Origin of the sequence: Paenibacillus sp. FSL R5-0475, assembly GCF_038004585.1 — a bacterium.
Classification (GTDB): domain Bacteria; phylum Bacillota; class Bacilli; order Paenibacillales; family Paenibacillaceae; genus Paenibacillus_AQ.
Genome location: NZ_JBBORK010000001.1, coordinates 478,896 through 490,597 on the forward strand (window position 1 = coordinate 478,896; position 11,702 = coordinate 490,597).

Annotated in this window: 14 protein-coding genes; 11 read left to right on the top strand and 3 right to left on the bottom strand. The window is 43.1% G+C overall.

Annotation, left to right across the window (positions count from 1 at the left end):
• Positions 1–192 precede the first annotated feature (192 nt).
• Positions 193–684 carry an RNA polymerase sigma factor gene (locus tag MKX41_RS01890; protein WP_042186445.1) on the top strand — a complete coding sequence of 164 codons (492 nt, stop codon included), beginning with the start codon at positions 193–195 and terminating at the stop codon, positions 682–684.
• Positions 681–1,682, top strand: coding sequence for an anti-sigma factor (locus MKX41_RS01895; RefSeq protein ID WP_340968376.1), 1,002 nt, complete (start codon positions 681–683; stop codon positions 1,680–1,682). The genes MKX41_RS01890 and MKX41_RS01895 overlap by 4 nt, the downstream gene beginning before the upstream one ends.
• A gap of 76 nt (positions 1,683–1,758) precedes the next feature.
• On the opposite strand, the gene MKX41_RS01900 is transcribed toward MKX41_RS01895, so the two are convergent.
• The gene (locus MKX41_RS01900) at positions 1,759–2,103 is read right to left on the bottom strand and encodes a winged helix-turn-helix transcriptional regulator (RefSeq protein WP_042186450.1); all 345 of its coding nucleotides are present in this window, start codon (positions 2,101–2,103) and stop codon (positions 1,759–1,761) included.
• 174 nt (positions 2,104–2,277) lie between these two features.
• Between MKX41_RS01900 and MKX41_RS01905 the strand changes: the two genes are divergently transcribed.
• The 6 genes from MKX41_RS01905 to MKX41_RS01930 all read left to right on the top strand — a co-directional run bounded on the left by MKX41_RS01905 (position 2,278) and on the right by MKX41_RS01930 (position 7,952).
• Positions 2,278–3,210, top strand: coding sequence for an aldo/keto reductase family protein (locus MKX41_RS01905; RefSeq protein ID WP_340968377.1), 933 nt, complete (start codon positions 2,278–2,280; stop codon positions 3,208–3,210).
• A gap of 30 nt (positions 3,211–3,240) precedes the next feature.
• The gene (locus MKX41_RS01910; RefSeq protein WP_076283337.1) at positions 3,241–4,089 is read left to right on the top strand and encodes an NAD-dependent epimerase/dehydratase family protein; all 849 of its coding nucleotides are present in this window, start codon (positions 3,241–3,243) and stop codon (positions 4,087–4,089) included.
• Between the two features lie 82 nt (positions 4,090–4,171).
• Positions 4,172–5,194 carry an SDR family oxidoreductase gene (locus tag MKX41_RS01915; protein ID WP_340968379.1) on the top strand — a complete coding sequence of 341 codons (1,023 nt, stop codon included), beginning with the start codon at positions 4,172–4,174 and terminating at the stop codon, positions 5,192–5,194.
• 153 nt (positions 5,195–5,347) lie between these two features.
• Positions 5,348–6,007: a class I SAM-dependent methyltransferase gene (locus MKX41_RS01920; protein WP_076283335.1), complete on the top strand. Its 660-nt coding sequence runs from the start codon at positions 5,348–5,350 to the stop codon at positions 6,005–6,007.
• Between the two features lie 124 nt (positions 6,008–6,131).
• A complete protein-coding gene (locus MKX41_RS01925) occupies positions 6,132–7,154 on the top strand; it encodes a CapA family protein (RefSeq protein WP_445671338.1) in 1,023 nt (340 codons plus the stop codon).
• A gap of 540 nt (positions 7,155–7,694) precedes the next feature.
• On the top strand, positions 7,695–7,952 hold the full coding sequence (locus MKX41_RS01930; protein WP_042125931.1) for an AbrB/MazE/SpoVT family DNA-binding domain-containing protein: 258 nt from the start codon (positions 7,695–7,697) through the stop codon (positions 7,950–7,952).
• Between the two features lie 148 nt (positions 7,953–8,100).
• On the opposite strand, the gene MKX41_RS01935 is transcribed toward MKX41_RS01930, so the two are convergent.
• Both MKX41_RS01935 and MKX41_RS01940 read right to left on the bottom strand, forming a co-directional pair.
• Positions 8,101–8,610, bottom strand: coding sequence for a PadR family transcriptional regulator (locus MKX41_RS01935; RefSeq protein ID WP_042186461.1), 510 nt, complete (start codon positions 8,608–8,610; stop codon positions 8,101–8,103).
• Between the two features lie 96 nt (positions 8,611–8,706).
• Positions 8,707–9,870 carry a YhgE/Pip domain-containing protein gene (locus MKX41_RS01940; RefSeq protein ID WP_076283334.1) on the bottom strand — a complete coding sequence of 388 codons (1,164 nt, stop codon included), beginning with the start codon at positions 9,868–9,870 and terminating at the stop codon, positions 8,707–8,709.
• A 194-nt stretch (positions 9,871–10,064) separates the two neighbouring features.
• On the opposite strand from MKX41_RS01940, the gene MKX41_RS01945 reads away from it, so the two are divergent.
• From MKX41_RS01945 to MKX41_RS01955, 3 genes are all read left to right on the top strand, one after another.
• Positions 10,065–10,790, top strand: a complete 726-nt coding sequence (locus MKX41_RS01945; RefSeq protein ID WP_076283333.1) for an HAD family hydrolase — start codon at positions 10,065–10,067, stop codon at positions 10,788–10,790.
• Positions 10,791–11,007: 217 nt separating this feature from the next.
• The gene (locus MKX41_RS01950) at positions 11,008–11,283 is read left to right on the top strand and encodes a hypothetical protein (RefSeq protein ID WP_076283332.1); all 276 of its coding nucleotides are present in this window, start codon (positions 11,008–11,010) and stop codon (positions 11,281–11,283) included.
• Between the two features lie 259 nt (positions 11,284–11,542).
• On the top strand, positions 11,543–11,701 hold the full coding sequence (locus MKX41_RS01955) for a hypothetical protein (protein ID WP_340968386.1): 159 nt from the start codon (positions 11,543–11,545) through the stop codon (positions 11,699–11,701).
• The last annotated feature ends 1 nt before the right edge of the window (position 11,702 follow it).

The following is an 11,702-nucleotide window of genomic DNA, read 5'->3' on the forward strand; positions in this document are numbered from 1 at the left end:
ACTAGTATCAATGAATCTTCTATAAGTGAATAAATAATATTTTTTAAAAAGCACCCCTTTACGCTATACGGTATCTATATACTGTTAGCGATAAGGGGATTTTCTTTTTGTAGCTTTTCTTTTATAAGTTTTTTCTACTATCGGCTAACATTTCGAGAACTTAACCGTTATACATACGAAGGGAGGTGCAGGATGAAGCCCGGGCAGCTACATCAGATACTTCAACCGAAAATGTTAGAAATTCAAAAATACTTGATTCGTCTCGGGGCACCTGCAGCCGATGCTGAAGATATCGTACAGGATACGGTGTATAAGGCGCTTTTGTATATCGATTCCATTGATGAGAACAAATTCAGTGCATGGCTATATAAAGTAGCGATCAATCGCTACTACGATCTGTGCCGCCGCAGCAAGCGGATAGTCATTCCTATTGATTATGTGGATGTGCCTGATATGGAACTGCCGGAGGATCATGTGCTGTTAAAAGAGAAACGAGAGGACATCGAACGTGTACTAGATGAGCTTCTTCCTCTCCACAAACAGCTCATTATTATGAAGTACGAGCTGGAGCTGTCCTATCAGGAGATAGCTGAGCTCCTTGGGATCACAACGGATACGGTCAAATCGGCATTGTTTCGTGCCCGCAAGCAATTTCAAAAAAAATACAGAGGTGAAGCGGAATGACGGCTCCATGGGAACAAAAGGATGATCAAAACCTTTCGAAAATAATTAAGAAAGCAAAACGAAAAACAATGATCCGTAATACGGTCATTTCTCTGATCGTGACCATTATAGTATTGTTCGGTGGCATGCTGGGTATCTCTCAACTGACCAGCTGGTTAGCGATGCGTGGGCTGGATGAGGAGAGGATTATGATGGAAATTAGCAGTCCTAATCTTCATGAGCTGAGAACTGAGCTGGATTTAGGCTTTTTATCGGGCAATGTTGAACTGAGTACGTACAAGGTTGTTGAGGGTGTACCTGTCGTGTGGGATACTAAAAAGCTGGAATTCAGTATGAGCAGCCGTTTTTCTCTACTTTACAGGGGATACTCTAGTATTAATGTTCCTGATCCAATAATGACAAGCCAAAATTATGAATATTACCGAGGATATAACAGTCAAAATGGACAGCGGGAAATGATGTTCTATGTACCTGGGGTGAATTATAACGGTAAGGTGTTGAATGACCTACCTGCACTTGAACAAATGGAACCTGGTAAGCTGGTAGAAATGGCAGTTTCGTTTGATAAAAGCTATACACAAGCAGAAGTAGAGAAGATGCTGCCAACAGAGCTGACACAGAAGTGGTATTGGGTAGATACGTATGACAATAAAAAGAAGCTTGAGTTTATTACGAATGATAGCAGCCCGAATAAATATGCATTACCGGAATCAGCGAGACAAGTATACGGTTACGGTGTCAATTGGGAAGGCTTATTTAAACCGAAACCAGAGGATTTTTTACAATCACTAGCATATGGGCTTCAGAAAGAGGGCAAGTATTACGGAGAATTTGAGCGAATCTCGAACTATTTGAAAAAGGATAAAGCGGCACCGGATGCCAGTGACGTACAGCTATTGGGAGTTGTTGTTACAGGCACTGCTAAGGAGCTGCAAAGCCTTAGAGGAAAACCGTATGTAAATACGGCAGTACTTGGCGCGGTTGTGGATAAATACTAGATCGTATAGTAAAAAAGAAGCCCCGGGAACGATGATCCCGGGGCTATTTTGATCATATCACAACCTACCATTTATGCTACGTCCATTTGGCCGACCACAGCTTCATTTCCTTCAAAATTTGATGCAAATCCTCACCTTTTGGAGTTAAAGAATATTCCACTGTTACCGGTACGGTAGGAAACACATGGCGTTCTAGTACACCGTGTTCCTCTAAATGGCGTAGAGTACTAGTCAAAGCACGAGGGCTGACATTAGTGATTTTTCGCTGAAGCGCTCCAAAGCGTTGGGTACCGTCGAATAACTCCCTTAGTACGAGAAAAGCCCATTTTCCACCCAATACCTCAAGTGTTTTTTCTACATTACATTCAATAGTAAGTGGGGTTTTAGGGATATAATTATTGCTAGATTTAGCTGTTGTCAAGGAATCTCCTCCTGTTTTGGTGCCACTATACTCTTGTATAGTAACTACTCTAGAGATCATATAGTAAACTAAATTTCACTTCTTCCTATTATATACAAACTATTCTAGAATGAATATGTACGTTAGGCAACCTGCCGAAATCATAACACGGAACTATGGAAAGGAGCAGTTATTATGAAATATCGTAGATTAGGTGGAACAGGCCTAAAAGTTAGCGAGATTAGTCTGGGAAGCTGGCTGACATACGGAGGATATGTAGAAAGAGATAATGCTGTTAATGCCATTGAAACCGCTTACGACCTAGGCGTGAATTTTTTTGATACAGCAAATGTTTACGAAAAGGGTGCTGCTGAGAAAGTGCTAGGCGAGACCTTGCGGAACTATCCGAGAGAATCCTATGTGCTGGCCACTAAAGTATTTGGCGAAATGGGGACGGGGCCTAACGATCGTGGTCTATCCCGCAAGCATATTACGGAACAATGTCACGCAAGCTTGCAGCGTCTCGGTGTAGAATACGTGGATATTATGTATTGCCATCGTTTCGATACGGAAACTCCAATTGAGGAGACCTTACGTGCGCTGGATGATCTGGTTCGTCAAGGCAAGGTATATTATGTCGGTGTAAGTGAGTGGACTGCGGCGCAAATGACAGATGCGCTAGCTGTAGCAGACCGCTATTTACTGGATCATATCGTGGTTAACCAACCGATTTATAATATGTTCGAACGTTATATTGAGAAAGAAATTATTCCGCTCGGCGAGCGACGTGGCATTGGACAGGTTGTTTTTTCTCCACTGGCTCAAGGGCTGTTAACTGGTAAGTATAACGCGGACATCCCTGAAGATAGCCGTGCGGCTAAGCTGGATCGGTTGAAAAAGGCGATTACAGAAGAGAAGATTGAAAAGGTTCGCCAACTGAGCGGGGTAGCTGCGGAGTTGAATATTTCTGTGGGAAATCTGGCTTTGGCTTGGATTCTGCGTCAGCCTAATGTAGCAAGTGCACTAGTGGGTGCCAGTCGTCCGCAGCAGGTCGAAGAGAATGTTAAGGCTTCAGGAATAGAGCTTTCCGAGGATATTTTGAAGGAAATTGAAGAGATTCTTAACTAGAGATAGATTCATAAAAAAGGAGATATGATCATGGCGAAAGTAGTTGTTACTGGCGGAAGCGGGATGCTCGGCAGATGGGTGGTCCGGCATTTTGTTGAGCAAGGGTATGAGGTTGTGAATGTGGATACGCAAAAATCTCCAGATTCCTTGTGCCAAACGATCATTGCTGATTTGAATAATTTAGGTGAAGTGTACGGCGTACTTGCAGGCGCTGATGCAGTTGTGCATCTGGCTGCGATCCCGGCCGCAAATATAAAGACGAGTGAAGTCACCTTTCAAAATAATGTAGTATCCACCTATAACATTCTGGAGGCTGCTGCTGGACTAGGCATTCGCAAAGCAGTTATTGCTTCCAGTGAATCCTCTTATGGCATCTGTTTTGCGGTTAACCCGTTGGGACCCCAGTATGTACCGATGGATGAAGATCATCCACAACTTCCTGAAGACAGCTACGGTCTATCTAAAGTTGTGAATGAAAAGACAGCAGAGATGTTCCAGCGCAGAACGGGTATACAAGTCGTTTCCCTAAGAATCGGAAATGTCATTGACCCATCGACGTATGAACGTTTCCCTTCCTTCATTCATGATCCCGCGCAGCGTGATCGGATTCTGTGGAGTTATATTGATACACGGGATGTAGCGACAGCTTGCCAATTGGCGATTGAAACGGACGGATTGGGCGCAGTTGCTCTTAATATATGCGCAGATGAGACCAGTATGGCTGTTCCTAGCAGAGAGTTAATGGCCGCACGTTATCCAGAGGTGACGGATTTCCGCCAGCCGCTGGAAGGCCATGAGTCGTTACTCAGCAATGCGAAGGCGAAGAAGCTGCTGAATTGGCAGCCAAAGCACTTATGGCGAGATTACGTTAATGAATAAATGACGAGCCAGGTTTACTTTTACTATAAATGAGAGTTCAAAAAGTACGGTTTTTGAACATCCTCTATAAGGAGCGTGTGAAATGAAGGTATTATTTATCGGAGGTACGGGACTGATTAGCCAGGCTGTATCCCCGCTCGCCGTAGAACAAGGAATAGAGCTGTATTTGTTCAACAGAGGACAAAGAGGCGAATTCGTTCCGGATGGGGCGAAGGTGATTCAAGGTGACATTCGTAATCCGGCGGAGGCTGCCGAAGTATTGCGAGATTATGAATTTGACGTAGTGGTAGACTGGATTGCTTTTACACCGGAACATGTGCAGACAGATATTGACCTGTTTACAGGTAAAACGAAGCAGTACATTTTTATCAGCTCGGCCTCGGCTTATCAGAAGCCACAGCGTAATTATATAATCACAGAAGAGACACCTCTGGAGAATCCTTATTGGGAATACTCGAGAAATAAAATTGCTTGTGAGCAGCTATTGATGGAAGCACACAACAACAGCGGATTCCCGGTTACGATTGTTCGTCCTTCCCATACTTACGGAAATACAGCCATCCCTGCGGCACTCACGAGCGGACAGCATCCTTGGTCCTTGATTGATCGTATCCGTCGTGGCTTGCCCTTAGTCATCCATGGAGATGGAACATCTTTGTGGACACTGACGCATAACTCAGATTTTGCCAAAGGGTTCGTCGGATTGCTTGGGCATCCGGACGCGATTGGGGAGGCCATTCATATTACTTCCGATGAGGTGTTGAACTGGAATCAGATCTATGCGGCCATTGGGCAAGCAGCAGGTGTGGAGCCGAAAGTGGTTCATATCTCTACAGACTTTATCACAGCCTTCTCCCCTCCAGGGACAGCAGATGGCTTGATCGGCGATCAAGCGGTCAGCAGTGTTTTTGACAATCGTAAAATCAAACGTCTCGTGCCTGACTTCCAGGCTGACATTCCTTTCTCTGAAGGGATAAAGCAGTCGGTTGCTTGGTTCGAGGCTCATCCTGATCAATGCACAGTCGATGCGGAATGGTCTGCTTTACTAGATCATTTGATCGAGAAACATGGAGTTGAGGCCAAGCCTCTATCCTTTTACTCATAAGATTTGTACGGTTAATATTTAAAGACGGTCTGTTCCTATGGGAGCAGCCGTTTTTTTTGGGTTTGTCTCGCTCAATGTAAGGTTATGGAATGAATCAGCAAATCATGAATATACTCTCACTACCTTAAATTCCGTTAAAAAGGAGTCCTGGCCATGCCAACACATCCCTTTGTCTCGCGTTTTTTTGTAAACTCAGATGCAAGCCGTGAGAAGTTAATTTATGATTTGCCAGAATCCTGGTGGAGCCGTCCCTTTGAATATGAGTGGTGTATTAACTTTATTTCTCCACATGGTGTGGTGCTGGATGCTGCTTGTGGAATTCCTCATCCCTTGAAATTTTATTTAGCTGGGGTATGTGCAGAGGTTTATGCTTGCGATATGGACAGCAGGGTTATTTACCGGGAGGACATCCTAGATGCGATTACTGATGAGATCGGGGAAAAAGCGGCAAAGCAGGTTATAGCTAGAAGAACGAACAACTTGCATCTTGCTCAGGCCAATCTTGCGGCTCTTCCATATGAGGATGAGAGCTTTGACACTATTTTTTGCATATCAGTGCTGGAGCATTTGACCTTAGAGGATACGGTCGGCACTTTACGGGAATTTCACCGAACGTTGAATGAAGAGGGGCTACTCGTGCTAACGTTTGATTACCCAACAGTAAACTTAAATCTTATGAATGATTTGCTGCTGCAGGCTGGTTTTCAATATTGGGGGGAGACGGATTTTGAGTTGCCTGCAGATGCTGTGTCCACAGATTTGTGGGGTGGGTTACAATGCTTCCGGGCTGTTTTGAAAAAATCAAAGGCATAACAGGTCTTCTTACCCTTAAATTAGTAATCTATTTCCAGTAAGCTAGAATAATAGCTAATATAGATTCCATAACGAGGATAGGAGGCTGTATTTTTTGAGATTAGGGTCGAATGTACTGCGCAGCATGCTACTTACTACACTTCTATTATCACTGATTCTCCCTTCGACGATTGCATCTAGTGCAGCTTCGCCATCTTCAGAACCTATCAGACTTGCTTTTGCTGGTGATATTCTCTTGGACGGTTTTGTGGGTGATCAGATCGCGAAATACGGAGTGAACTTTCCGTTTGTGAAAGTCGCACCTACCTTGCAAAAGGCAGATATCGCCTTCGCGAATCTGGAAACGCCAGTGTCTATTCGAGGGAAGGCAGCAGAGAAAACCTTTGCCTTTAGGTCCAAACCAGCAGTGCTCAGTGGCTTAACCTATGCTGGGATTGACGGCGTATCTTTGGCTAATAATCACATTTTAGATTTCGGAACAGACGCTATGCTCGACACACTGGCGCATCTGGATCGAAACAAGATTGGCCATACAGGAGCTGGCAAAGATGTAGAGGAAGCGTTCAAACCGTATACAAGGACGGTAAAGGGGAAGAAGATCGCTATCTTAGGTGTAAGTCGAGTGCTTTCAGGGCCTTCTTGGTATGCCGGCAACAATAAACCGGGAGCTGCCTCAGCATACACCTCGCAGCCTATGCTTACGGCTATTCAGAAGATGTCTAAGGAGAATGATTACACGATTGTGTACATTCACTGGAATGAAGAGTTTAAGGATTACCCTGAACAATACGCCCGCACGCTAGCCAAACAGATGATTGATAGTGGTGCAGATATCATACTCGGCGCACACAGCCATTGCCTGATGGGCATCGAATACTACAAAAATAAACCGATCTATTATTCACTTGGAAACTTTGTGTTTAATCGTTCAACACGTGGTGGAGAAAAGACGCTTCACTCGATGCTGGTGAATTTTGAGATTAATGAGGCCAAGGTGACTAGTAAGATTACGCCAGTCAAAATTATTGGTGGACAGCCGAACTTCATGGACGATTCTTATAATAAGAAGACGATCAAGCTAATGAATAGCCTATCTTATAATGCAATTGTTGATGCGAATGGCAGGGTTACGGAGAAGCCATTATAACGATAGAATAGATCGACCAGAGATCACTGGTCGGTTTTTTTTGTAATTAAATTCAATTAATTATACTAAATTTATCCAATATTTGATCTTTCTATTAATAATATGTAATACTTATATTAAATCAGTACATAGTAGAAAGCTGGATTGTCGAAAAAAGTAGATGCATAAAGCATAAATAGACTGTATTAATTCTACTAAACGTTTCTTTGCTCTGATATACGTTGGAGTGTTTCCAGACTTGATGTATTGGGTAAATGAGGGTATCAATTGAGATACTCTGCAAGCTGATTTGTAATCGCAATGTTGGATATTTATTAATTTCAAGACAAATAATTTGGATCGCTTTACAGCATTTTGTCGAAAGTGTACATATTTTTGTCGAATAATTGTCGATAAATATCATATTTTGTAGAAATAAAATTGACAGGGAATGAATAGCACTTTAATATTAGAGTATAGCGTAATCATTACTATCACTTAGAAGCCTACATAGCTTTTAGCAAAAATGATTATTAATGTGAATTTAAGGGAGGATGTACGATGATGAAAGCGACAGGCATAGTAAGAAAAGTAGATGAATTGGGACGTATCGTAATTCCTATTGAACTACGTAGAACGATGGGAATTGACATAAAAGACCCGCTCGAGATTTTTGTAGATGGAGAGAAAATTATTCTTAGAAAATACGAGCCAACTTGTATCTTCTCCGGAAGCGCAGAGAACCTCATCAATTTCAAAGGTAAAATGGTAAGCAAAGATGTTCTCGATGAGCTGATTTCTAGCTTTGATAGAGTGTAGTCGATAGATTACACATTTTTGCTAAAAAAGAACCGGTACAGCAAGCACGATTTGTGCATGCTGCCGGTTCTTTTTTATGATAGCACAACAAAAAAAGCAGCAAATCCCCTAGAATAATAGGAAACCTACTGCCCACACCACACGATCCTTATTCAGACTCCAGCACACTTTGAATCTTTTTGATAAAGGCTTCATATTGCACAAGGCCCAATTCCATACACAGCTTTTGGTAAGGGGACAGTTTGCAATCTAGTTGCTTTAATTTCTGATCAAGATCATCGTACATTGCCTGCTTTTCTATCAATGCTTGCCGAAGTAGATTATCTATGTTCTCTTTATCGGTCTTATCTCCGAAATACAGATGCATAAAAAAGTCTGAACGCAGAACTTCCTTTTCAGCCGGTGTTTGCAAGTAAGCATGGAACTGATCCAAGCCGGCACGGGTAATGGTAAATACATTTTTGTCAGGTTTGCCTTCCTGCCGTATGGATTCTTTGGTGATTAGGTCCAGCTTCTCCATCTTGCTTAGGGTTGGGTAGATGGTGCCGTAGCTGGCATCAAAGAAAAAAGAAAAGTATTCCTCGAAATGCCGTTTTATCTCATAACCCGAATGAGGTTTTTCACTTAATATCCCTAGAATGACATCTTGTATATTCATGAATCATTGTCGCTCCTCTCTTTCACCTCCTACCATATCACAACTGCATTTCGCTCTCAATTTGAAAAGGCATAACCAAGGAGGCAAACTAAATAATTACGCATTTGCTGGTACGGGCTCTTGTTCTTGTGATAACTGAGTTTCCTTGCGAATGAAGGTTAGGATAATACTTAATCCAGCTATTGCTGCACCAATGCAGAGTAGATAGAACATATCTTTCCATACACCATTGCCTCCGATAACTAGGTCGAGCATGCCATTTACCGCGTAGTAAGCAGGTGAGAAGGGACCGATCCAGCTATAAAAAGGAGAAAGCACATCACGAGGAATCGTTGCTCCGGAAGCCAACATTTGTATGGAGAGAAGTGCGATATTTAGCCAGGCGCCAGCGTCGCCGAGTAGCAGCAGACTGAACTGTGCAAGAATCATGCAGGAGAGAATCACAGTGAACTCGAACAGCCACATGAGCAGAAAGCCATGGCTGGAGTGGATCCCGAGCGAGTTAACCATGATAGTCCCCACTAGAGAGGTTAATACAGCCGTTGCACTCATAATGGCAAAACGGGCTGCAAGGCGATCCCATTTACCAAATTGACCCGATAAATTGGAAGATGCTTTTTGGAGATTCATGGCGAGTAACATAGCTCCGGTAAAGGAGGCGGTAACAATCATTAACGGAACCATAGTTTGTGCAAAATTAGTTGTGGGATGGATGACTTCAACGTTTGCGGAGATTCGGCTGCTTGCCGCACTTTTGATGATCTCTGCTTGTGCCTTCGGCAGCTTCATAGCTTCAAGGGTTTGGTTTAGTGCTGTATCACTGCTTTGAGTGTTCATGGCAGCCGTGACTTTAAGGGCTACAGTCTGCATAACATTGCTAACCATTTGCGGATTGGATTCATTTACGAGGTACCGGAGTTCAGCCTTTGCGGAAGGATTGCTAATCGCTCCGGTGAACCCTTGTGGAATATTGATAATCATGCGGATTTCTCTATGCTCAAGGGCTTCCTTGGCAGCTTTTAGTGGAAGGTCCTGTCTGGTTACGAACTGAAGGGACTGGGTAATACCATCGACTACAGGCTGAGCATTCGCACCATCCTCATTCACAATAGCAATGGGCAACTGATCTACCCGATCAGTTACATGGTCATACCCTGTAATCCAGATTAAGCTGAAAAAGACTTGGAACAACAGTGCAGTTATAATCCCGACGATGGTAGCAGGCTGCTTGAGGAAGCGCATGATTAATGGACGTGACATGGTTATCTCTCCTTTATATTTCAACATGTTATATTACAGTTTGTAATATAACATGTTGAAATATAAACTGCAACAAGAAAAGTGGAGAGCATGGACATTCCGAAGTGATATCATATATCATAGGGCTTGTACTGGAAATTTCGTGCAGATGAATGTGCTTACCTGAAGCAAAAGAGAATGGGGAGGAACAACAGATGAGTAAAGAGGTACAAGGAACAGAACTGAACGCGGTTCACTCGGAGTTGAACAAGCCGGAAGCGATTGTTTTTGATATGGATGGAACATTGTTCCAGACTGAAAGTCTTTTATTACCTGCATATCATAAAATGTTCGATATTTTGCGGGAAGAGGGATTATACTCAGGACCAACACCGCCGGAAGAGCTTATTCTAAGCGGCTTAGGGATGCTGCTGGCAGATATTTGGAAGAAGGTTATGCCTGATGCCGATGAGGCGGTGCACCGCCGTGCAGATGAGCTGCTATTGCAGCTTGAGGTCGAAGGACTTGAAGCAGGTGGGACGTTACTGTATCCTCAGGTGGTCGAAACACTGACTGCCCTAAAAGAGCGTGGAGTACGGTTGTTTGTGGCTAGTAATGGGCTGGAGGAATACATTCACAGTATAGTTGTGGTGCATGAGCTTAAAGAGTTATTTGAAGGATTGTATAGTGCCGGTGGTCAAGGCACTGCGACGAAGACAGAATTGCTACGCATTTTGCTGGACAATCATGGAATCAAGAGTGCCTGGATGGTAGGCGATCGCTCGTCCGATGTGGAGGCAGGTAAGGGAAATGCTCAAACCGTCATCGGCTGTGCGTATGCAGGTTTTGGCCGTCAGGATGAGCTGAAGGGCTCCGATGTAATTATCACTTCCTTCGATGAGTTGATAGACTTGTACGACAACGCATCGGTTAGCGAATAGGAATATCGCGATTTATATTTGGTAAACGAATAAAAGGCAAACCTCATCTAAGCAGAGGGTTGCCTTTTTTAATGTTAAGGTTCTAAATGCAGATGCAGGAATAGCTCAAAGCTAAAAAGATATACATAAACAAAGGGGATGATCCGATAGATCATGGAAAGGGGTTATTCCTATGTGATGATAAGGATTCGAAAAGCATGTTAAAGGAGTATTAAAAATGATAATGAGCTTCCTTTTTATTGCTTTAAGCGCTGCACTTGGAGTGGGCATGTGGTTTTTAGTAATAGGTATAGTCTTTTCTATTGGTGGCGGAGACTTATTTATAGTTACTCATTATGATTCCTTATTTTTTTATATTGCTGTTTTTTTGTTGTGTATCGTGAGCTATCTTTTGTTTATAAAACATCTATTAGAAAAGGACTTACAGCTCTTGCTCCATATTTGTGTGGGTACCACTATACTCTTCTTTTTTCTAACGCCTTGGCTCAGCTAATCAAAATCTTCAATACAACGAGTTTTTCTAATATAAGTTCCTCAGAACATCAGAATCTTCCAGGAAGGCAGTGGCATCAAGACCTAACCTTTCGGCAGTTTTCATAACCTATGCAGGCAGAGCGCCAACGAGCCATCGTTCGCTCTGCTTTTTTTGTGCTGCTGGAAAATATCTCGACACCAATCGAGTTTTTGTGAGTTTTTTGTGAGATTGATTTGGTTTTATGAAACTACATCATTCTCTAAAAGGAGGAGTGCAGGTGCTCAAACTGAAAGATTGGCGCGAATTGGACATCCTGCCTGTTAGCAAGTTCCCCCGTTGGGGGTGGCAGGCTGTAAACATTCGCAGTCTCCTGCCATCATTTTTCATACACCGGAAAAGTGAAGGCAGTAAAACGACTATGAGGAATGGAGAGTGAA

Excerpts from the sequence above, each read along its gene's own strand:
- MKX41_RS01910 (WP_076283337.1), top strand. The coding sequence starts at position 3,241 with ATGGCGAAAGTAGTTGTTACTGGCGGAAGCGGGATGCTCGGCAGATGG.
- MKX41_RS01890 (WP_042186445.1), top strand. The coding sequence starts at position 193 with ATGAAGCCCGGGCAGCTACATCAGATACTTCAACCGAAAATGTTAGAA.
- MKX41_RS01945 (WP_076283333.1), top strand. The coding sequence starts at position 10,065 with ATGAGTAAAGAGGTACAAGGAACAGAACTGAACGCGGTTCACTCGGAG.
- MKX41_RS01925 (WP_445671338.1), top strand. The coding sequence starts at position 6,132 with ATGCTACTTACTACACTTCTATTATCACTGATTCTCCCTTCGACGATT.
- MKX41_RS01895 (WP_340968376.1), top strand. The coding sequence starts at position 681 with ATGACGGCTCCATGGGAACAAAAGGATGATCAAAACCTTTCGAAAATA.
- MKX41_RS01950 (WP_076283332.1), top strand. The coding sequence starts at position 11,008 with ATGATAATGAGCTTCCTTTTTATTGCTTTAAGCGCTGCACTTGGAGTG.
- MKX41_RS01920 (WP_076283335.1), top strand. The coding sequence starts at position 5,348 with ATGCCAACACATCCCTTTGTCTCGCGTTTTTTTGTAAACTCAGATGCA.
- MKX41_RS01935 (WP_042186461.1), bottom strand. The coding sequence starts at position 8,610 with ATGAATATACAAGATGTCATTCTAGGGATATTAAGTGAAAAACCTCAT.
- MKX41_RS01930 (WP_042125931.1), top strand. The coding sequence starts at position 7,695 with ATGATGAAAGCGACAGGCATAGTAAGAAAAGTAGATGAATTGGGACGT.
- MKX41_RS01905 (WP_340968377.1), top strand. The coding sequence starts at position 2,278 with ATGAAATATCGTAGATTAGGTGGAACAGGCCTAAAAGTTAGCGAGATT.
- MKX41_RS01940 (WP_076283334.1), bottom strand. The coding sequence starts at position 9,870 with ATGTCACGTCCATTAATCATGCGCTTCCTCAAGCAGCCTGCTACCATC.
- MKX41_RS01915 (WP_340968379.1), top strand. The coding sequence starts at position 4,172 with ATGAAGGTATTATTTATCGGAGGTACGGGACTGATTAGCCAGGCTGTA.